The 21146-nt window shown below is 74.6% G+C and carries 14 protein-coding genes; 4 read left to right on the top strand and 10 right to left on the bottom strand.

The window, feature by feature from the left end; translation table 11 throughout:
• Position 1: 1 nt before the first annotated feature.
• Together HK417_RS08165 and serA are read right to left on the bottom strand one after the other, a co-directional pair.
• On the bottom strand, positions 2-3442 hold the full coding sequence (locus HK417_RS08165; RefSeq protein WP_222265219.1) for a S8 family peptidase: 3441 nt from the start codon (positions 3440-3442) through the stop codon (positions 2-4).
• A 378-nt stretch (positions 3443-3820) separates the two neighbouring features.
• Positions 3821-5422: a phosphoglycerate dehydrogenase gene (gene serA, locus HK417_RS08160; protein ID WP_222265217.1), complete on the bottom strand. Its 1602-nt coding sequence runs from the start codon at positions 5420-5422 to the stop codon at positions 3821-3823.
• Positions 5423-5584: 162 nt separating this feature from the next.
• Here serA and HK417_RS08155 point away from each other — a divergent pair, with 162 nt between their 5' ends.
• A complete protein-coding gene (locus tag HK417_RS08155) occupies positions 5585-6412 on the top strand; it encodes a hypothetical protein (protein WP_222265215.1) in 828 nt (275 codons plus the stop codon).
• Between the two features lie 105 nt (positions 6413-6517).
• Here the strand turns inward: HK417_RS08155 and ilvC are convergent, their stop codons facing one another.
• The 6 genes from ilvC to ilvD all read right to left on the bottom strand — a co-directional run bounded on the left by ilvC (position 6518) and on the right by ilvD (position 16989).
• Positions 6518-7543 (bottom strand): ketol-acid reductoisomerase, encoded by a 1026-nt coding sequence (gene ilvC, locus HK417_RS08150; RefSeq protein ID WP_222265213.1) that lies wholly within the window; start codon positions 7541-7543, stop codon positions 6518-6520.
• 63 nt (positions 7544-7606) lie between these two features.
• Entirely contained in the window at positions 7607-8134 is a 528-nt protein-coding gene (gene ilvN, locus HK417_RS08145; RefSeq protein WP_222265211.1) for an acetolactate synthase small subunit, read from the bottom strand.
• 93 nt (positions 8135-8227) lie between these two features.
• Positions 8228-10192: an acetolactate synthase large subunit gene (locus tag HK417_RS08140; protein WP_222265209.1), complete on the bottom strand. Its 1965-nt coding sequence runs from the start codon at positions 10190-10192 to the stop codon at positions 8228-8230.
• A gap of 272 nt (positions 10193-10464) precedes the next feature.
• Positions 10465-13230 (bottom strand): putative bifunctional diguanylate cyclase/phosphodiesterase, encoded by a 2766-nt coding sequence (locus HK417_RS08135; protein ID WP_222265207.1) that lies wholly within the window; start codon positions 13228-13230, stop codon positions 10465-10467.
• Positions 13227-15170, bottom strand: a complete 1944-nt coding sequence (locus HK417_RS08130; protein WP_222265205.1) for a putative bifunctional diguanylate cyclase/phosphodiesterase — start codon at positions 15168-15170, stop codon at positions 13227-13229. The genes HK417_RS08135 and HK417_RS08130 overlap by 4 nt, the downstream gene beginning before the upstream one ends.
• A gap of 100 nt (positions 15171-15270) precedes the next feature.
• The gene (gene ilvD / locus HK417_RS08125; RefSeq protein WP_222265203.1) at positions 15271-16989 is read right to left on the bottom strand and encodes a dihydroxy-acid dehydratase; all 1719 of its coding nucleotides are present in this window, start codon (positions 16987-16989) and stop codon (positions 15271-15273) included.
• A gap of 238 nt (positions 16990-17227) precedes the next feature.
• Between ilvD and HK417_RS08120 the strand changes: the two genes are divergently transcribed.
• Complete coding sequence (locus tag HK417_RS08120) at positions 17228-18055, top strand: helix-turn-helix transcriptional regulator (RefSeq protein WP_222265201.1); 828 nt, start codon at positions 17228-17230, stop codon at positions 18053-18055.
• A 35-nt stretch (positions 18056-18090) separates the two neighbouring features.
• Positions 18091-18453 carry a PH domain-containing protein gene (locus tag HK417_RS08115; protein WP_308123444.1) on the top strand — a complete coding sequence of 121 codons (363 nt, stop codon included), beginning with the start codon at positions 18091-18093 and terminating at the stop codon, positions 18451-18453.
• Here HK417_RS08115 and HK417_RS08110 read toward each other — a convergent pair.
• Positions 18450-19391 (bottom strand): 2-hydroxyacid dehydrogenase, encoded by a 942-nt coding sequence (locus HK417_RS08110; RefSeq protein WP_222265199.1) that lies wholly within the window; start codon positions 19389-19391, stop codon positions 18450-18452. The two genes, HK417_RS08115 and HK417_RS08110, sit on opposite strands and share 4 nt — an antisense overlap.
• Before the next feature lie 61 nt (positions 19392-19452).
• Between HK417_RS08110 and HK417_RS08105 the strand changes: the two genes are divergently transcribed.
• A complete protein-coding gene (locus tag HK417_RS08105; protein ID WP_222265197.1) occupies positions 19453-20601 on the top strand; it encodes a PQQ-dependent sugar dehydrogenase in 1149 nt (382 codons plus the stop codon).
• Here HK417_RS08105 and HK417_RS08100 read toward each other — a convergent pair.
• Positions 20598-21146 (bottom strand): GNAT family N-acetyltransferase, encoded by a 549-nt coding sequence (locus tag HK417_RS08100; protein WP_222265195.1) that lies wholly within the window; start codon positions 21144-21146, stop codon positions 20598-20600. The genes HK417_RS08105 and HK417_RS08100 overlap by 4 nt on opposite strands.

The following is a 21146-nucleotide window of genomic DNA, read 5'->3' as shown; positions in this document are numbered from 1 at the left end:
GTCAGCCGGCCGGGGCGGCCGCCGGGTCGTCGGCGGCCACGGCGGGCGGCAGTTGCCCGGCCTCGGCACCCTCGAGGACCGGGACGCCCACCGACTGCGCCCGGCCGGTCGCGCCGTCGTTGTGCTGGAACAGCACCAGCGCGCCCTTGTCCCCGCCGATCGCCACGTCGGCCGCGTAGGAGGCCGGGTCCTGGGTGATCGTGAGGACGTCACCCCCGGCGGCCGGCACGAGCACCGCCGGCCCCGACTGGGCCGGGGTGAAGCTCAGGCCCGGGGTCATCGGGTCGAAGCTCATCCGCTCCGTCGCGAGCTCCGGCAGACCGGCCGACGAGGTGCCCGTGCCGAGGTCGTCCACGGTGCCGTAGGCGCTGAACGACTGCACCCCGAACCCGATCCGACCGGTGATCAGCGGCATCACCGACATCGGCGCGGCCAGGATCTGGACGTCGGAGTCGAAGGTGTTGGTGTCGATCGTGCCGTTCGCGACGTTCAGGTACCCGATGTAGGGCGCCTCCGCGGGCAGCAGGGTGAAGGCGGAGTCGGTCACCACGACCAGCGGGGCGTCGTAGCCCGGGAGCCGGACGGTGGTGATCTGGTAGTCCCACACGCCGTCGCCCGTGGCGTCGATGAAGACGCCGTGGTTGGTCACCGTCTGCGGCGAGGTGGCCTTGCCGTGGGACGCGACCCCGAAGTACAGACCCCCGAGCCCGTCGGTGGTCACCCCGACCCGCGCGAGGTCGACCGACCGCTCCAGCTCGGACTTGTAGCAGCTCTCCAGCAGCTCGGTGGTGCACGGGGGCAGCTCGGGGCTGGTGCCCAGCTGCTCCATGCCGGTGACCAGCGAGGTGTAGGAGGTCGGCTCGTAGGCCGGACCGTTGGCCACACCCTGACCGGCCAGCGTGATCGAGCCGCCGTCCGGCGCCACCTCGGCCGTGAGCGTCGAGGCGGGCTTTGGGTTGGCGTGCACGGGGACCCGCAGCTCGCCGCCCTGGCCGCCGGCCGGGGTGAGCACCACGCGGCCGCTGGCCTCGCCGAGGAACTGCCGCCCCAGGTCCACCCCGCTCTGCGAGACGGTCGGGTCACCGGCCTTGAGGAGCTGGTCCTGGACGGCGGTCATCGTGACCGTGAAGGTGCTGGTCTGACCCGGCGCCACCGTGACCTGGTCGGCGGAGAACGTGTAGGTCACCCCGGGCTGCTCGGCCGCGGCCTCGTAGCCGATGCCGTAGGTCGCGGCGCCGTCACCCTTGTTGGCCACCGTGATCGTCCTGGTGGCCTGGACCTCCTCCTGGGCGACCTCGACGACCCCGAAGGACGCCGACACGACCCCGGACCCCGCCTCGGCGTAGGCCAGCACGGTGTTCCCCACCGCGGCCAGCGCGTCGAGTCGCCCGGCGCCGACCCGGTTCGGGCCGTACTCGAGGCCGGTCTGGCCCATCCCGGTGAAGACGTCGTGGGCGGCGGTGTTCATCAGGTCGGCCTTGACCTCCTCCGTCGTCCAGTCCGGGTGTGCCGCCCGGACGAGGGCGGTGACCCCGGCCGTCGCCGGCGAGGCCATCGACGTCCCGGAGATGCTCACGCCCCGGGTCCCGGTGCCCACCGCCGCGGAGTAGAGCGTGACCCCCGGCGCCGCGAGGTCCGGCTTGACGCCGTTCTCCTGCCGCGTCCCGCGGGAGCTGAACGTCGCCACCAGGTCGACCTGCTCGGCCACGTCGAAGACGGCGGCGTCCTTGAGCCCCGGCCCGAAGGTGACCGTCACCGTCTGACCGGCGGCCACGGCGTCGGTCAGGACCTGCCCGTCGCCGGCGGTCACGAGGATGCCGGGGATGTCCGCGACACCGGTGATGCCAGTCTCCAGCAGGTCGTCGTCGGAGACGATCAGGAAGCCGGCCGCGCCGGCGGCCACCGCGTTGGCGCCCTTGACGACCGATCCGCAGGCGAACCCGGCGGCGTCGATCAGCAGGATCCGCCCGGCCGCGTACCCGGCCGGGAGCGGCTCGCACGCGGCCTCGTTGCCCGCGGGCGCGGCGATGAGGTCACCGACCACGTCGGGCTTGGTCGCACCGGCGGCGTCCGTGTCGCTGTAGGCGACCGACCGCAGCCCGGGCCGGACGCCCGGGACCAGGTCCGCCGGGGCGGTGACCTGCCAGCCGTCGAAGACGCCGAAGCCGTCGTTGGTCGCCGCGACCGCGATGCTGCGCGGCGCGTTGCCCGGGGAGCCAGCGATGTCGTAGCTGTCCCCCGCATTGCCCGCGGAGAGGACGGTCAGCATGCCGAGCTCCATGGCGCGCTCGACCGCCATGGCGTCGGCGTCGTCGGCCAGGCCGTAGTCCGAGCCCAGCGACAGGTTGATGACGTCGAGGTGGTCCTCGGGGCTGCCGTCACCGTTGGGGTCCAGCGCCCACTCGATCGCCTGCAGGGTGAGCTCGGTCGACCCCTGGCAGCCGAAGACCTTCAGCGCGTAGAGGTCGGCCTCCGGGGCCATGCCGGGACCGACGCTGAGCGTCTTGGGGTCCAGCGTCGCGTAGCCGCCGCGGTAGGTCGACCCGTCGGTGTTGACGCCGTAGCCCGCGGCCGTGCCCGCGACGTGCGAGCCGTGGCCGTTGCAGTCCAGCGGGTTGTCGTCCGGGGCGGCGACGGGGTTTAGCTCGCCGTCGTAGGCGTCGCCGGCGAAGTCCCGCCCGCCGCGCACCTTCGCGTTGGGGAAGACCCCGGCCGGCGCGGGCTGCGCCTCGGCCGCCTGCAGGGCGTCGAACTCGGCCACGCTGCCGGAGCCGCCGAAGTCGGCGTGGGTGTAGTCGATCCCGGTGTCGATGATCCCGATGGAGACGCCGCTGCCGGTGTTCCCCAGGTCCTGCCAGGCCTGCACCGCCTGCACCACCGTGGCGGCGCCGGCGTTCCCGACCTTCTTCGGGACGATCGGGTGCACCGCGGACACCCCGGCCAGCTGCTCGAGCACGTCCTGGTCGGCGGCGTCGGCGCGCACGGCCACGCCGGACAGCACGGTGCTGGTCTCGTAGAGGACCGAGGCCTCGGGAACGGCGGCCGGCAGCTGGCCGATGACCTGGTCGGCCGCGGCGGTGACCTCGCCCTTGGCGGCGCTGGCGGCGGCCCCCGCGGCTGCCGGACCGGCGGTGGCCAGGGTGTCGCGGTAGACCTGGGAGGTCGCCGGGGCGGCCAGCTCGATGAAGAAGGTCGCCGGACCGCTCTCGGGTGGCTCGGTGGTCCCGGCCCCCGTCCGCGCGGCCTGCGCCGCGACCTCCCGCAGCTGCGCGGCGGTCAGCGGCGCCTGGTCGAGGGAGGACGCCGTCCCCACCGCGGGGGCGGCGCTGGCGACGCCGGAGCCTGCGGCGGCGGTGAGGGCCGCCGCCACGGCGACGATCCCCGTCCGGACGGCGAGCCCTCTGCCGCCCGTCCGGGTCGAACTCCATGCGGTCGCTCCCACGTGCACCCCTGTCAGCTGTTCCGGTCGGACACCCGCTCGGGCAAGGGGAGGCCGTGCCCCCGTACCGGCAGGCCGCCGACCCCGCGCGCGGGCAGGGTCGACGGCCTCGAGCGAGATGACCGTGTCGTCCGGGAGGTTAGGGGGCCAAGGGGCCGTTCGGCGCAGCCGGACGGGTGGGGCGAGGCAACGGACCCCGATGTACCGGATATGTGTGACGGACCGGTACCGACCAAGCGCGGAGGGTGGCTGTCAGCACCCGTTCGGCCCAGGCCACCGCGGCAGATGCCGCGGGCCCGCGCTCGGCGGCACTCTGGAACGGGACGGGGCCGCGCCGTCCGGAGTGGACGGCGCGGCCCCGGCGGGACGCTCGCTACAGGATCAGAAGGGGTTCAGGTCCGCCGAGCGGGCCTGCCGGGCGCCGATGCGCGTGGCGATGTCGGCGAGCAGCTCCCCGCTGACCGGGCTGTCGACGGTGATCGCCATCAGCGCCTCGCCGCCCTGGGTGGTGCGGCTGACCTGGGCACCGGCGATGTTCACCCCGGCCTCGCCGAGCGCGGCCCCGACGGCGCCCACGACGCCGGGCCGGTCGGTGTAGACGAAGAAGAGCAGGTAGCCGTCGGCGGTGAGGTCCAGGTCGAACCCGCCGACCTCGGTCAGCTTGGGCACCTGGTTCTTGCCGTAGAGCGTGCCCGAGACGGTGACCCCGGTGCCGTCGGCCATCGCGCCGCGCACGGTGATCAGGTTGCGGTAGTCCGGGCTCTCGGTGCTGCTGCCCAGGGTGACGTCCAGCCCCCGCTGGTCAGCGAGCAGCGGGGCGTTGACGTAGGTCACCGGCTCCTCGACGACGTCCGCGAAGACGCCGCGCAGCACGGCGAGCTGGATGACCGAGACGTCGAACTCGGCGATCTTGCCCTGGACGTCGACGTGCACCGACTGCGCCAGCCCGCCGGCCACCGCGGTGAACACCCGGCCGAGCTTCTCCGCCAGCGGCAGGCCCGGCCGCACGTCCTCGGCGACGACACCGCCGGCCTGGACGTTGACCGCGTCGGGGACGAAGTCGCCCTGCAGGGCCAGGCGCACGCTGCGGGCCACCGCCTTGCCCGCCTTGTCCTGCGCCTCGGCGGTCGAGGCGCCCAGGTGCGGGGTGACGACGACGTTGGTCAGCTCGAACAGCGGGCTGTCCGTGCAGGGCTCCTTGGCGTACACGTCGATGCCGGCGGCGGCGACCTGCCCGGAGCGCAGGGCGTCGGCGAGGGCGGCCTCGTCGACCAGGCCGCCCCGCGCCGCGTTGACGACGATGACGCCGCGCTTGGTGGCCGCCAGCTGCTCGGCGCCGATCAGCCCCAGGGTCTCCGGGGTCTTGGGCAGGTGGACGGTGATGAAGTCCGACTCCCGCAGCAGCTCGTCCAGGGTCACCAGGCGCACGCCCAGCTGGGCGGCCCGGCCGGGCTGGATGTAGGGGTCGTAGGCGATCAGGTTGACCCCGAAGGCGGCCAGGCGCTGCGCCACGAGGACGCCGATCCGCCCCAGGCCGACCACGCCGACGGTCTTCTCGGTCACCTCTACGCCGGAGAACTTCGATCGCTTCCACTGCCCCTGGCGCAGGGACGCGTCGGCGGCCGGGATGTGGCGGGCCGCGGCCAGCAGGAGCGCGATGGCGTGCTCGGCCGCGCTGACGATGTTCGAGGTGGGGGCGTTCACCACCAGCACGCCGCGCTCGGTCGCGGCGGGGACGTCGACGTTGTCCAGCCCGATCCCGGCGCGGGCGACGACCTTGAGCTGCGGCGCCGCGGACAGCGCCTCGGCGTCGATCTGGGTGGCCGAGCGGATGAGCACCGCGGAGGCATCGGCCAGGGCCGGCAGCAGTGCGCTCCGGTCGGCGCCGTCGACGTGCCGGATCTCGACGTCGCCGCCGAGCACCTCCAGCACGCTGGGGGCCAGCTCTTCGGCGATGAGGACGACGGGCAGGGTCGTGGTCACGGGTCCACAGCTTAGAAGCGCCCTACCCGAAATGGGACGACGGGGCCCGATCGTCCCACTGGATGGACCGCGCCCCGGAGGGTGGTGCTCCTTGCCCGACGCCACCGGCCCGGCCATCCTGACTGCTCAGCACCGGTGCGCCGGCCCCGTACGGAGGAGACCATGAGCAGCGACCGGGACGACGACCAGAGCCGCCAGGATCCCCCGGGCCGCCAGGAGACGACGCCGTTCTGGCCACCGGCCCCGGGCGGTGGACAACCGCAGCAGCCCGACCCGCCGGCCTGGGGGCAGGGGCAGCGCGACCAGCAGTACGGCGGGTCACCGGCGTGGGGACAGCAGCCCGCGTGGGGTCAGCAGCCGGCACAGGACCAGTACGGGCACGGCCAGCACGGGGCCTTACCCTACGGCCAGCCGCAGTACGGCGCGGGTCAGTACGGCCAGCCGCAGCCCGGGCAGTGGTCGCCCGGCGGGTACGGCTTCGGGCAGGACGCCGCGCCGGCGCGGCCGGGCGGGGTCGTCACCTCCGCCGTCCTGGGCTTCGTCTTCGGCGCGCTCGGCGTCCTGGTCAGCGTGCTGTTCCTGGCCGGCGGCGCGCTGATCGACGACCTGTTCGACACGATCGAGGAGAGCGACCCCTCGCTGGGCGGCGGCCTCGGCTCGGAGGAGCTGGACTCGGTGCGCGGCTTCTTCATCGTGCTCGCCGTCCTGGCCCTGGCCTGGACGGTGCTGATGGTCTGGGGCAGCGCGCTCGCCGTCCGCGGTCGCACCCGGGTGCCCCTGCTGGTCGGCGCCTCGATCACCGTCGCCTTCACCGGGCTGATGTTCGTGGTCGCTCTGTTCGGCGCCGCGTCCGGAACAGGTCAGGGGGGCGAGGCGGGCGGCGTGGTGCTGTTCCTGCTGACGTTCGCCGCGGCGCTGGCGATGCTCGTGCTGCTGTGCCTGCGGCCGGCCGCCCAGTACTTCAGCGCCCACCGGCAACGGCGTCGCTGATGAAGGACCCTCCTGCCCCACCGCTCGCACGCTCGCGGCGGGACCCTGCAGGAGGGCAGACGCCACGACCCCCGCAGCGAGCGCTGCGGGGGCCGTGGCGTCTGGTCAGCGGGCGGCGGTGCCGGTGTAGTCGTCGCTCGCGGAGACCCAGCTCATGAGGCCGCGGAGCTGGCGACCGGTCTCCTCGATCGGGTGCGCCTCGGCGGCGGCGCGCTTGGCCTTGAAGTCCGGCGCGCCGGCGTCCTGGTCGGCGATGAAGCCGGCGGCCCAGGAGCCGTCCTGGATCGCGGCCAGGACCTCCTTCATCGTCTCCTTGACGCGCGCGTCGATGACCTTGGGGCCGGAGGTGTAGTCGCCGTACTCGGCGGTGTCGCTGACCGACCAGCGCTGCTTGGCGATGCCGCCCTCGTACATGAGGTCGACGATCAGCTTCAGCTCGTGCAGGCACTCGAAGTAGGCGATCTCGGGCTGGTACCCGGCCTCGGTGAGGGTCTCGAAGCCGGCGGTGACCAGCGCGGACATGCCGCCGCAGAGCACGGCCTGCTCCCCGAAGAGGTCGGTCTCGGTCTCCTCGGCGAACGTCGTCTTGATGACACCGGCGCGGGTGCCACCGATCCCCTTGGCGTAGGAGAGCGCGAGGGCCTGGGCCGAGCCGCTGGCGTCCTGCTCCACGGCGATCAGGCAGGGCACGCCCTTGCCGTCGCTGAACTCGCGGCGCACCAGGTGACCGGGGCCCTTGGGGGCGACCATCGCGACGTCCACGCCGGCCGGGGGCTTGATGTAGCCGAAGCGGATGTTGAAACCGTGGCCGAAGAAGAGCGCGTCGCCCTCCTGCAGGTTGGGCTCCACCGACTCTGCGTACAGCTTCCGCTGCACGTGGTCCGGCGCCAGGATCATGATCAGGTCGGCCTCGGCGGCCGCCTCGGCGGGCGTGACCACGCGCAGGCCCTCGGCCTCGGCCTTGGGCCGGCTCTTCGAGCCCTCGGGCAGGCCGACGCGGACGTCGACGCCGGAGTCGCGCAGCGACAGCGCGTGGGCGTGGCCCTGGCTGCCGTAGCCCAGGACGGCGACGGTGCGCCCCTGGATGATCGAGAGGTCGGCGTCGTCGTCGTAGAAGATCTCGGCGGCCATGCGGTGGTTCGTCCCTTCGTCTGGTGCTTTATCGGGATAAAGCCCGGTGGTGGATGGTGGGGTCTAGGCGGAGCGCTCGACCGGGCGCAAGGTACCGGCGCCGCTCATCGCCCGCGGTCCGCGGGCCAGGGCGACGGTGCCGGACTGGGCCATCTCCTTGATCCCCAGCGGTGTGAGCACGGCGAGCAGGGCCTGCAGCTTGTCCGGCGTCCCCGTCGCCTCGAGGGTGACGGTGTCGGTGTTGACGTCGATGACCCGGGCGCGGAACAGCTCGGCGGTCTGCAGCACCTGCGACCGGTCGGTCATCGGCGCGCGGACCTTGACCAGCAGGAGCTCGCGCTGGACGGCGGCATCGCCGTCGAGCTCGACGATCTTGATCACCTCGATGAGCTTGTTCAGCTGCTTGGTGATCTGCTCCAGCGGCGCGGCCTCCGCGTCGGCGACGATCGTCATCCGCGAGAGTTCCGGGTTCTCCGTCGGCCCGACGGCGAGCGACTCGATGTTGAAGCCCCGCCGGCTGAACAGCGCGGAGACGCGGGCGAGGACACCGGACTTGTTCTCGACCAGGACCGAGAAGGTGTGACGTGGCATGACCGACTTTCCTTTCGTATGCCAACTGGCACCGTGACGGCCCCCTCTTAGGGGCCCGCCCCGAGCGTGCGAGGGGTGGGGGGAGAGGGGGTCCTACACCTGTCCGTCGCCGAAGACCGGGCGCACGTCGCGCGCGGCCAGGATCTCGTCGTTGCTCGACCCCGCGGCCACCATCGGCCACACCTGGGCGTCGCAGCCGACGATGAAGTCGATGACCACCGGGGCGTCGTTGATCGCCATCGCCTTCTCGATGACCGAGTCGACGTCGTCCTTGCTCTCACAGCGCAGGCCCACGCAGCCCAGCGCCTCGGAGAGGGTCACGAAGTCGGGGATGCGGACCCGGCGGGGCGCGTCCGGGGTGTCCTCGGCGCCGTGCGTGCCCAGCTCCGTGTTGGAGTAACGGCCCTGGTAGAAGAGGGTCTGCCACTGCCGGACCATGCCCAGGTTGCCGTTGTTGATGATGGCCACCTTGATCGGGATCCCCTCGATCGCGCAGGTGGCCAGCTCCTGGTTGGTCATCTGGAAGCAGCCGTCGCCGTCGATCGCCCACACCGTGGCGTCCGGGCGGCCGTACTTCGCGCCCATCGCGGCCGGGACGGCGTAGCCCATGGTCCCCAGGCCGCCGGAGTTGAGCCAGGTCATCGGCTTCTCGTACTTGATGAACTGCGCGGCCCACATCTGGTGCTGGCCGACCCCGGAGGCGTAGATCGCGTCGGGCCCGGCGATCGCGCCCAGCCGCTCGATGACGTACTGCGGGGACAGCATCCCGTCCTCGGGCCAGTCGTAGCCCAGCGGGTAACGCGTGCGCCAGTCGTCCAGCTGCGTCCACCAATCGCCCAGCTCGGGCGTGTTCCCGGCGGCGTGCTCGGCCCGCAGCGCGGCGACAAGCTCGATGATCGTCGCCTTGGCGTCGCCCACGATCGGGACGTCGGCCCGGCGGTTCTTCCCGATCTCCGCCGGGTCGATGTCGGCGTGCACGATCTGCGCCTCGGGCGCGAAGCTCGACAGCTTGCCGGTGACCCGGTCGTCGAACCGGGCGCCGAGCGCCACCAGGAGGTCGGCCTTCTGCAGCGCGGTCACCGCGGCGACGGTGCCGTGCATGCCCGGCATGCCCAGGTGCTGGGGGTGGCTGTCCGGGAAGGCGCCGCGGGCCATCAGCGTGGTGACCACCGGGGCGCCGGTGAGCTCGGCGAGCTCGGCCAGCTGCTCGGTCGCGTGCGCCTTCAGCACGCCGCCGCCGACGTAGAGCACCGGGCGCCGGGCGGCGGCGATGAGCGCCGCGGCCTCCCGGACCTGCTTGCCGTGCGGCCGGGTGGTGGGCTTGTAGCCGGGCAGGTCCAGCCGCGGCGGCCAGGCGAAATCGGTGGTGGCCTGCAGCGCGTCCTTGGCGATGTCCACCAGCACCGGGCCGGGCCGGCCGGTGGACGCCAGGTGGAAGGCCTCGGCGATCGCCTGCGGGATCTCCGCGGCGTCGGTGATCAGGAAGTTGTGCTTGGTGATCGGCATGGTGATGCCGCGGATGTCGGCCTCCTGGAAGGCGTCCGTGCCGATCGCGGCGCTGGGCACCTGGCCGGTGATGGCGACCATCGGCACCGAGTCCATATAGGCGTCGGCCAGCGGGGTGACCAGGTTGGTCGCGCCCGGGCCGGAGGTCGCCATGCAGACGCCGACCTTGCCGGTGGCCTGGGCGTACCCGGTGGCCGCGTGCCCGGCGCCCTGCTCGTGGCGCACCAGGACGTGCCGGACGGCGGAGTCGAACAGCGGGTCGTACGCCGGCAGGATCGCGCCGCCGGGGATCCCGAAGATCACCTCCACGCCGACCGCCTCGAGGGAGCGGACCAGGCTCTGCGCGCCGGTGATGCCGGTGGCCGGGCGCGGGGTGGCCGGGGTGGCGCGGGCGGCGGTCTCCACCCCCAGGGTCGCCGCCGCGGCGGCCTCGGTCGGCGGGACCGGGGTGGCCGGGGCGGGCCCGGCACCGGGGGCCGCGACCGCCGGGGGGCGGGACGGAGCGGTGGGGCCGGGTGCGGCGGGGCGGCCGGTGCTGCTGGTGGTGCTCATCTCGGACGATCTCCCTGGGCGCGGGGTGAGGTGCTGGCGGACGCCTGTCGCGGTGCCGGTTGGCCGGTCAGGCGTTCCCGGCCAACAAAAAACCCCTCGTGCCGCTGGCACGGAGGGGTGGCGCGTCGGTCGGGAGAGACCGGCGCGCTAGGCGATCGCTACGAGCTGGCGAGTGCTGGGCACCCCGACACTGTGCGCCTCACACGCCGCCGGCGTCAACCACAGCGTCTCACAGGCTGGGAAGCCGGTGTCCCGTTCCTGGGACGGCGGGCTCAGGGCTGCCGCGGCGCCGGGACGACGGGCGCTGCGGCGGACGGCTGGCCGCCGTCCAGCAGCCCGGCGTCGAACGCGTCGATGAGCGCGGGCAGGTCCGCCGGCGGGGTCGGCCGGCCCAGCAGGTAGCCCTGCAGGAAGCGGCAGCCCAGGTCCCGCAGGACGGCGAGCTGCCCCGCGGTCTCCACGCCCTCGGCCACGACGTCGAACGACAACCGGCGGCCCAGCTCGATCACGCTGTGCACCAGCGCCGCGCTGCGCGGGTCGTCCTCGATGCCGGCCAGGAACTCGCGGTCCATCTTCAGCACGTCCACGGGCAGCCGGGCCAGCAGGGCGAAGCTCGAGTAGCCCCGCCCGAAGTCGTCCAGCGAGATGACGCAGCCCAAGTCGTGCAGCGTCTGCAGGTCGCTGTCGGCGCGGTCGGGCTCGGACAGGAACAGCGACTCGGTGACCTCCAGCATCAGCCGGCCCGGCGGCAGTCCCGCCCGGCCCAGGGCCGCGGCGACGTCGGGGGCCAGGGTGCCCGACTGCAGGTGGCGCACGCTGACGTTGATGCCGAGCTGGAGGTCCAGACCGCGCCGCAGCAGGCCGGCGAGCTCCGCGGTCGCCTGCTCCAGCACCCAGCGCTCCAGCGGCACGATGAGGCCGTCGTCCTCGGCCAGCGGCACGAACTCCTCCGGGGACACCTCCCCGAGCACGGGGTGGTCCCAGCGCACCAGCGCCTCCACCCCCAGGACCCGGCGCTCGACCACGCCCACGACCGGTTGGTAGACCAGCCGCAGCTCGCCCCGGGAGAGGGCGTCGGGCAGGTCGCGCGCCAGCCGGGTGCGCCGGCCGGTGGCGCTGTCGGCCGCCTCCCCGTGCCGGCGCACGCAGCCCTTGCCGGCCGCCTTGGCCGCGCGCAGCGCGAGGTCGGCGTGCCGGATCGTGGTGGGGACGTCGTCGGTCGGGTGCAGCTCGGCGAGCCCGATGCTGCACGAGACGTCGAACACCAGGTCCGGGTCGGCGCCGGGCGTGGGCACCGAGCGGTGCACGCCGGCGAGGTCGGACACGATCCGCTCGGCCAGGGCGCCGGCCTCCGCCACCCCGGCGCGCACGAGCACCGTGAACTCGTCCCCGCCCAGCCGGGCCACCAGGTCCCGGTCGCGCACCGAGGCGCGCAGCCGGTCGGCGACCTCGACCAGCAGGAGGTCCCCCGCCTCGTGGCCGGCGATGTCGTTGACGGCCTTGAAGCCGTCGAGGTCCAGCAGCAGCAGGCAGGCCGGATCACCGTCGCCCGTCCGGGCGCGGGCGGCCCCCAGCGCGGCCATCAGCCGCGCCCGGTTGGGCAGGTTGGTCAGGTAGTCGGTGTAGGCCAGCCGCTCCAGCTCCCGCGCGCTGGCCCGCTTGTCGTCGGCGTCGCGCAGGTGCAGGACGAGTCCGTCGCCGCCGCGCGGGGTCGCCGCGGGCTCGCCGGGCGTCTGGAGGGCTCCGACGGGGACGACGCGCACCGTCTCGTAGGCCCGCCAGCCGCCGTCCTTGGCGCGCAGCCGGAAGGTCCGCCCGCGGGACTCCTCCGGGTCGGCGGCCGGGTCGACGGCGGCCAGCAGCTCCGCCCGGTCGTCCCGGTGCACGAAGTCCTCGAGCGGCCGGCCCTCCAGGTCGCGAGCCGACCAGCCGTGCGGGTGGCTGCCCGCGCCGGAGTCCCAGGTGATCCGGCTCCGGTGGTCGAGCACGATCGTGATGTCCGCGGCGCTGTGCACCAGCGAGCGGAAGAAGTCCTCGGCGCGCAGCACCTGCCGGGTGAGCCGCGCGCCGTCGGCGGCCCAGACCAGGGTGCGCACGAAGGTGAGCACCAGGAGCAGCGCGACGGCCACCGCCTCGACCGGGTGGATCGGCCGGCCGGCCATCCGGGTGGCGAGCAGCACGAGCACCACCCCGTAGGCGGCGCAGTAGCCGATGACGACGCCCAGCAGCGGCACCGTCCGCCGGTCGCCGTCCTCGGCCGGGCCCTGCCCGGGGTCGGCGGCCACCGCGAGCGTGCCGGAGGCGAGCATCGCCAGCCAGGCCAGGCCGGTGAGGACGTCGAGCAGGGCGCTGGGCTGCACCGCGGAGATCGCGCCGCTGACCGTGACGACCGCGACGGAGGCGAAGCACGCCAGCAGCCAGCCGGCGGCGGCCCGCCGGGCGTTGCCGACCCCCGCGAAGGTGACCAGGCCGACCGAGCACAGCAGCACGCCGGCGGCCGGGTAGCCGAGCAGCATCAGCGAGTCGGCCGACGAGGTCAGCGGGCCGACCGCGGCGGTGAGGACGACGTGCAGCAGCGCGGCGAGCGCCACCAGGGCGACGACGGCGTCCAGCACCACGCGGGTGCCGATCCGCCCGACCGAGCGGATCAGCCGCAGGCAGCCGAACACCGCGAACGGCAGGGCGGTCACGAGGGCGACGTCCTGCGGCCCGGCCTCCGCCGCGTTGACCCCGTTGCCGAGGACGGCGGCGAGCCCCTCCCCCACGGCGAGCAGTGCGGTGAGGACGGCGAAGGACCGCCACGGCCGGGCGGACAGCGGGTCGACGCGACGGCTGTGCCGCAGCACGAGGACGAAGATCGCCAGCGACGCCGCGGCGAGCAGCGCCGGACCGGTGTACCGGGACGCCGCCGGCCACGCGACCTCGGCGACGACGAGCGCGACCCCCAGGGCGCCGAGCAGTCCGAGGACCGCCCGCCGCGGCCAGCGGACCGCGGGCACGGAGAGCAGCGCGGTCGCCGGGACCGCAGCCGTGGTCATCGGACCTGCGCCCCGTCCAGCACCGGAGTGCGCCCGGCCGGCGTCCCGCCGACCGCGCCGGGCCACAGCGTGCCCTCGCCGGAGCGGAGCAGCTCCACCAGCACGGGCAGCGGGATCGGCCGGGACAGCAGGAAGCCCTGGGCGTACCCGCAGCCCATCGCCCGCAGGACGGCGAGCTGCCCGGCCGTCTCCACCCCCTCGGCGACGACGTCGACGCGCAACGCGGCCCCGAGCCCGACGACCGCCTCGCAGACCGCCCGGGCGTGCCGGTCGCGGTCGACCCGCGCCAGCAGCGAGCGGTCCAGCTTGATGATGTCGACCGGCAGCCCGCCCGCGCGGGACAGCGTGGGCCGGCTCCCGCCGAGGTCGTCGAGGGCCAGGCGCACGCCCATCAGCCGCAGCGCCGCGACGTCGTCGGTCGCGCGCGGGAGCTCGAACGCCTCCTCCGGCAGCTCGATCACCAGCCGGTCCGCCGGGAGCCGGCCCTCGGCGAGCGCCGCCGCGACGTCGTCCACCAGGGTGCCGGCCGCCACGTGGGCGGGAGCGGCGTTGACCGCGATGTTGATCCCCGGGGCGTGCACGGAGAGCTGGGCCGACGCGGCGATCGCCTCGCGCAGCACCCAGCGGTGCAGGGCGACGACCAGCCCGGCCCGCTCGGCGACGGCCAGCACCTCGTCCGGCGCCACGTCGCCGAGGACCGGGTGCCGCCAGCGCAGCAGCGCCTCGACGCCGTTCACCCGGTGGTCCTCCAGCGCGACCACCGGCTGCCAGAGCACCGTGAGCTCGCGCCGGTCCAGCGCGCCGGCCAGGTCGCCGCGCAGCTGGTCCCGGCGGTCCCGCACCGCGCCGAGCTCGGCCCGGTAGCGGCGCACCGAGCCCTCCCCCGCCGCGCGGGCGTCGGCGACGGCCAGCTCGGCGCGGTCGATCACCTGCTCCTCGGTGAGGTCCCCGGTGAGCGGCACCAGTGCGACGACCGCGGTCAGGTCGACGAACGCCGTCCCCGTGGCGATCGGCGTCTCGATGATGGACAGCAGGCGGTCGGCGAGCCGGTCCGGCTCGTCGCCGGTGCCGGTGGCCAGGACGGTGAACTGCTCGGGGCCGGTGCAGGCGACGTGGTCGTCGGCGCGCACCGTGGCCCGCAGCCGCCGGGCGACCTCGGTCAGGGCGGCGTCGGCGCCCGCCCGGCCCAGGGCCTCCCGCGCCTCGCCGATCCCGTGCAGCTCCAGCTGCAGCAGCGTGACGTCCGGCCGCTGGGCGGCGAGCAGCTCGCGCAGCGCCGCCCGCTGGGCGGCGCAGTTCGGAAGCCCGGTCAGGGAGTCGGTGTAGGCCAGCGCGCGCAGCTCGTGCTCGCGGTCGGCCCGGTCGGTGACGTCGCGGCAGTGCAGCACCAGGCCACGGACGTCGGCGTCCTCGCGCAGGTCGCTCACCCCGGCCTCGAGCACGCGCCAGGAGCCGGCCGCGGCCGGGATCCGGAAGCCGTGCAGCCCGGTGGGCGCGCCGGCGGCCGCGTCGTGGAGCCAGTGGACGAGCTCGTCTGCGTCGTCCGGGTGGACGACGTCGACGAGCAGCTGCCCGGCCAGCGGGGGCCGCCCGGGGCCGGCCGGCGGCTCCAGGGCCGGCGCGACGCCGGTGACGCGCAGTTCCCCGTCGACGACCAGTGCTGCGTCGTTGCTGGAGCTCGCCAGCGCGCGGTAGTGGGCTTCGCTGCGGCGCAGCCGTTCGGCCGCCCGCGCCTCGGCCCGCCAGACCACGGCGAGGCCCGCGACGAGCCCGACCAGGACGGCGGGGACGGCGGCCGGCCACAGCGGCGGCTGCGCCGGGGCGTTCCCGGGGGCGAGGAGGAGGTCGGCGGCGAGCGGACCGGCCGCACCCGCGGCCCCGGTCAGCACCGGAACGGCGAGCAGCCAGCCCGCGCGGCGCCACCGGCGGTTCCACTCCACACCGCAAGAGTCGGCGGTGCGGACGCGGAACTGCAGCCTCACCCGGGGAGGGATCACCCGTTCGGGCGGTGCCCTCCCCGGGGCGGTCCGGTGGTGCGGGTCAGCCGCAGACGGCGCCCGAGGCCGCGGAACCGACCAGCTTGGCGTACTTGCCGAGCACGCCCTTGGTGTACCGCGGCGCCGGCGGCGCCCAGCCCTCGTGGCGGCGCGCCAGCTCGTCCTCGTCGACCAGCAGCTCGAGGGTGCGGGCGGCGAGGTCCAGCCGGATCGGGTCGCCGTCCCGGACGAATGCGATCGGGCCGCCGTCGGCCGCCTCCGGCGCGATGTGCCCCACGCACAGGCCGGTGGTGCCGCCGGAGAACCGGCCGTCGGTGAGCAGGAGGACGTCCTTGCCCAGGCCCGCGCCCTTGATCGCGCCGGTCACGGCGAGCATCTCGCGCATGCCCGGGCCGCCCCTGGGGCCCTCGTAGCGGATGACGACGACGTCGCCCCGCGTGAGGGTGCCCTCGGTGACGGCGTCCATCGCGCCCTGCTCGCCGTCGAAGACCCGTGCGGTGCCGTCGAAGACGTCGGCGTCGAAGCCGGCCGACTTCACCACGGCGCCCTCGGGGGCCAGCGACCCGCGCAGGATGGTCAGCCCACCGGTCTTGTGGATCGGGTCGTTCATCGCGTGGATGATCGCGCCGTCGGGGTCCGGCGGGGCGATCTCGGCCAGGTTCTCGGCCAGCGTCCGGCCGGTGACGGTGAGCACGTCGCCGTGCAGCAGCCCGGCGTCCAGCAGCGCCCGCATGACGACCGGCACGCCGCCGATCCGGTCGACGTCGGTCATCACGTACCGGCCGAACGGCTTCACGTCGGCCAGGTGCGGGGTGCGGTCGCCGATCCGGTTGAAGTCCTCGAGGGTCAGCTCGACCTCGGCCTCGTGCGCGATCGCCATGAGGTGCAGGACGGCGTTGGTGGAGCCACCGAGGGCCATCGCGACGGTGATGGCGTTCTCGAACGCCTCCTTGGTCATGATCTGCCGGGCGGTGATGCCCTTGCGCAGCAGGTTCACCACGGCCTCGCCGGAGGCGATCGCGACGGCGTCCCGCCGGGCGTCCGGCGCGGGCGGCGCGGCGCTGCCCGGGAGCGCCATGCCCAGCGCCTCGGCGACGCTGGCCATCGTGTTGGCGGTGTACATGCCGCCGCACGAGCCCATGCCGGGACAGGCGTTCTTCTCGATGGCGGTGAGCTCGTCCCGGGTGATCTTGCCGGCGGCGCACGCGCCGACGCCCTCGAAGACGTCGATGAGCGTCAGGTCCTTGTCCCCGAGCTTGCCGGGCAGCGTCGAGCCCGAGTAGACGAAGACGCTGGCCAGGTCGAGCCGGGCGGCGGCCATCAGCATGCCGGGCAGGGACTTGTCGCAGCCGGCCAGCAGGACCGAGCCGTCCAGCCGCTCGGCGAACATGACGGTCTCGACCGAGTCGGCGATGACCTCCCGGGACACCAGCGAGGCGCGCATGCCCTCGTGGCCCATCGAGATGCCGTCGGAGACGGAGATCGTGCCGAACTCCAGCGGGTAGCCGCCGGCGGCGTGCACGCCCTCCTTCGCCCGCTTGGCGAGCCGGTCCAGGGAGAGGTTGCAGGGGGTGATCTCGTTCCAGGACGACGCGACGCCGATCTGCGGCTTGGCGAAGTCCTCGTCGCCCATCCCGACCGCCCGGAGCATCGCCCGGGCCGGGGCCTTGGCGTCGCCGTCGGTCACCTCGCGGCTGCGGGGCTTGATGTCCACGCCGGGTGCGGCGGTGGTGCTGTCGGGGCGCTCTTCCACGGTCGTCACGACCGGCGATGGTAGGCCGCTGGACGTCGGCGCCCCCGACGTCCTGCCGGTGCTGGGTGCCGCCGGCGGCTTGCCGGGCTGGGTCGTGGTCATCGCGCTGTTCCTCCCGATCCGGTGTGCAGACCGCCGGCGCTGGGGTCCGGCCGGTCGGCGCCCCCCACCCTGAGGGCGATGCGCGGGGAGGACAAGGGGGCAATCATGCTGGTACCAGCACCACCACCGTCCCGAGGAGCAGTGGGTGAACCGGTCGTCGCGGACGGAGTTGGGCGACTTCCTGCGATCTCGCCGACGGCAGCTGGACCCGAGCGATCTCGGCGTCCCTGTCAGTGGCTCCCGCCGGACGCCGGGCCTGCGCCGGGAGGAGGTCGCGTTGCTCTCGGGCGTCAGCCACACCTGGTACACGTGGCTGGAGCAGGGTCGGGACATCCGGCCGTCCCGGCAGGTGGTCGACGCCGTCGCGCGCACGCTACGGATGTCGCCGGCCGAGCACCGGTACGTGCTTCGCCTGGCCGGCCTCGCTGCCGCGCCGGCGACCGACGGCGGGAACGGCCGGTTGCCCGCGCACGCGCAACGACTGCTCGACGCGCTGGGCGACTCCCCCGCCTACGTGATCACCCACGACTGGTCCATCGTCGGCTGGAACGCCGCGTACGAGCGCTTCTACCCGGGCGTGGCCACCGCTGTGCCCGCCGACCGCAACCTGCTCTGGGTGGTGTTCACCGACGCCTACGTACGGGAGTTGCTCGGCGACTGGACGACCGACAGCAGGCGTTTCCTGACCCAGTTCCGGGCCGAGGTCGGTGGCCGGGTGCACGACGCGGCCGTCGTGGACCTGGTCGACCGGCTGCAGCAGGCCAGTGAGCACTTCCGGGCTGGCTGGGCGAGTCACGACGTCGACCAGTTCAGCTCCAGCGAACGGCGTTTCGAGCACCCCGGGGTCGGCAGCCTCCTCCTGGAGCACCACCAGCTGACCCTGGCCGACTCCCCCGACCTGCACCTGGTCGTCTACACCGCGGTCCCGGGTTCCGACAGCGCCACCCGGCTGGCCCGGCTCAGCAGCGGCTGACGGGGTGCCGTTCCACCGTCTGGGAAGATCAGGGGGTGGCTGTCGCCCGCATGCGGATGAGCCGGACGGCGCTGCTCCCCGTCGTCCTGCTCGCCATCTGCCTCCTCCCCCTGGCCACGATCAGCCCGTGGCTGCTCGTGGTCCTCGTGGTGCCGGTGACCCTCGCGGCGTGGGTGCTGCGGGTCGGGGTCGACCTCGGCGACCAGGGCGTGACGGTGCGCTCGCTGCTCGCCGAGCGCACCGTGCCGTGGGAGCGGCTGACCGGCATCCGGGTCGCCGAGAACGGCGCGCTGTGGCTGGTGACCACGGCCGGCACGCAGCTGCGGATGCCGGTCCTCCGCCCGCGCGACCTGCCCCGGATGAGCGAGCTGACGAACGGCCGCATCCCCGCCCCCTAGTAGTCGCTGACGACGTTCTGCAGCGGCTTCCCCGCGAGCACCCGCTCCACCTGGTCGACGACCGCGGCCGCGGCGCGGGCGTCCGCGCCCGGCACGGCGCCGGCCACGTGCGGGGTTAGCAGCAGGTCCGGCACCGACCACAGCGGGTGGCCCGCCGGCAGCGGCTCGGGGTCGGTCACGTCCAGCGCGGCCCGCAGCCGGCCCGACCGCAGCTCGGCGAGCAGCGCACCGGTGTCGACCACCACGCCGCGGGCTGCATTCACCAGCAGGGCGTCGTCAGCCATCGCGGCCAGGAACGCGGCGTCCACCATGCCGGTGGTCTGCGGTGTGACGGGCACGATCAGCACGACGACGTCGGCGTGCGGGAGGAGCTGAGGGAGCTCCGCGAAGCCGTGCACCCCCTCCCGGGCGGTGCGCGCCACCCACGTGAGCTCGACGTCGAAGCCGGCGAGCATCCGGCCGATCGCGCGGCCGATGTCCCCGGCGCCGACCATCAGCACCCGCGCGCCGACCACCGAGTGCTCGGTGCGCGGCGACCAGCACCCGGCGTCCTGCTCGCGGGTGAAGTGCGGGATCCCGCGCTGCGCGGCGAGCATCGCGGCGACCGCCCACTCCGCGGTGGCGGGCGTGTGCGCACCGCGGGCGTTGCACAGCCACACCCCCGCGGGCAGCTGGCCGACGAACTTCTCCGCGCCGGCACTCGTCAGCTGCACCAGCCGCAGCTCCGGGAGGGCGTCGAGCACCCCGTCGGGGAGCGCGCCCCCGCTCTGCGGCACGAGCACCTGCGCCCGGGCGGCCTCGCCGGTGGGCGGCCCGTCCGCCGGGTCGAAGCGGTGGGCCCGCACCCGCGGGGAGAGGGCCTCGACCGCCTCGGCGAGGGCGGTGGACGGCACGAGCACGTGCAGCGGCTCGTCGGGACCGAGTTCCAGCGTGGGCACGGCACCGAACCCTAGGCCGCGGCGGACCGTCCGGTCCGCACGGGCCCGTACTGTGGCTCCCGTGGGACGGCGGACGACGGCGACCCGGGGCCGGGTGGCAGCCGGCCTGCTCGGCTGCCTGCTGCTGGCCGCCTGCGGCGGCGGTTACGAGCCCGCCGGACCGTTCCGCGAGCTGCCGCAGGGCCAGCCGCCACAGGTCGGCCCGCCCAGCGAGAGCGCTCCCGCCCCGGTGCCCGGCGACCCCTCGACCCCCGGCACCCAGGACGAGCAGGACGGCGATCCGAACGTCGTGGCCGGCGGGCTCACCGTCCCGACCGGCGTGGTGGTGCTGCCCGACGGGACGGCGGTGGTCGGCGAGCGGGACACCGGCCGGCTGCTGCAGGTGTTCCCCGATCGCTCCCCCGCCCGGGAGCTGATGACCGTGCCCGTGGACACCGGCGGGGACGGCGGGTTGCTGGGGCTGGCGCTCTCGCCCACGTACGCCGAGGACGGGCTGTTCTACGCCTACGTCTCCACGGCCACCGACAACCGGGTGGTCCGGTTCCCGATCGGCGGCACCCCCAACACGGTGGTCCCCGGGATCCCGCGGGGCGAGGTGCACAACGGCGGCGGGCTGGTCTTCGGCCCGGACGGCACCCTCTACGTCGGCACCGGCGACACGGGGAACGCCGCGCTGGCCGCGGACGCGGCGTCGCTGGCCGGCAAGGTTCTCGCGGTCGACGTGTTCGGCCAGCCGGTGGGCACGAGCGGCCCGGTGTTCTCCCGGGGGCACCGCGACGTCCCGGCCCTGTGCCTGGGCGGCGACGGCCGGTTGTACGCCACCGACGACGCCCTCGACGGGCCCGACGAGCTGGCCGCGCTCAGCTCCGGCGCGGACCACGGGCCCGGCGGGAGCGAGCCGGTGCTCGAGGTGCCCGCGGCCGAGGCGGGGCTGGGTGGTTGCGCCCTCGCCGGGACCACGGTGTTCCTCGGCGCGCTCGACGGAGAGCAGGTCCACGTCGTCGAGCTCGACGGCACCGGGACGCCGGTCGGTGAGCCCGAGGCGCTCCTGGACGGGCAGTACGGGCGGCTGCGCAGCCTGGCGCTGGACAGCGAGGGCGCGCTGTGGATCACCACGTCCAACCGGGACGGGATCGGTTCCCCGGCCGGCGATGACGACAAGGTCCTGCGCATCCTGCCGCCGTCCTCGGACCCCGGCTCGGCTCTCTAGGGGGACCGGCTGAACCGGTGGACCACGTGGTCCGGGGGGTCGATCGGGTTGTCCGGCTCCATCTCCCCCGCCGCGTACCAGGTCCCGCCGGCGCGCTGCAGCGCCCGCCACGACCGCTCGTTGCCGAGCGCGACCGGGACCAGCACGTCCTGCGCGTCCGGGTGGTCGGCGAACCCGCGGGCGACGCCGGCCGCGATCAGCGCCGCGCCGAGGCCGCGGCCGCGGGCGCTGGGCTCTCCGACCAGGTAGTCGATGCTCAGCGCGCCGGGCGGGACCGCGCAGACCGACGCCAGCTCCTCGACGTACTCGGCCTCGTCGTCGATCCGGTACACCTGCACCAGGCCGAACGGCTCGCCGTCGGACACCCCCAGGTAGATCGCGGTGGGGTCGGTGCCGTCGACGCACGGGCCGAAATCCTTCTCGACCGCCTCGGGGCTCGGGTCGTGGTCCCACCACCGCGCCACCAGCGGCTCGGCGAGCCAGCGGGAGAGCAGCGGGAAGTCCGCCCGCCGGAGCGGGCGCAGCTCGACCGGGGGCAGCGCCAC

The organism is Modestobacter marinus, assembly GCF_019799945.1.
In the GTDB taxonomy this organism is placed as follows: Bacteria; Actinomycetota; Actinomycetes; order Mycobacteriales; family Geodermatophilaceae; genus Modestobacter; species Modestobacter marinus_B.
This window is presented reverse-complemented; position numbering and strand designations above follow the sequence as displayed.

Coding starts and splice junctions, on each gene's coding strand:
- HK417_RS08155 (WP_222265215.1), top strand. CDS start 5,585: ATGAGCAGCGACCGGGACGACGACCAGAGCCGCCAGGATCCCCCGGGC.
- ilvC (WP_222265213.1), bottom strand. CDS start 7,543: ATGGCCGCCGAGATCTTCTACGACGACGACGCCGACCTCTCGATCATC.
- ilvN (WP_222265211.1), bottom strand. CDS start 8,134: ATGCCACGTCACACCTTCTCGGTCCTGGTCGAGAACAAGTCCGGTGTC.
- HK417_RS08140 (WP_222265209.1), bottom strand. CDS start 10,192: ATGAGCACCACCAGCAGCACCGGCCGCCCCGCCGCACCCGGCCCCACC.
- HK417_RS08135 (WP_222265207.1), bottom strand. CDS start 13,230: ATGACCACGGCTGCGGTCCCGGCGACCGCGCTGCTCTCCGTGCCCGCG.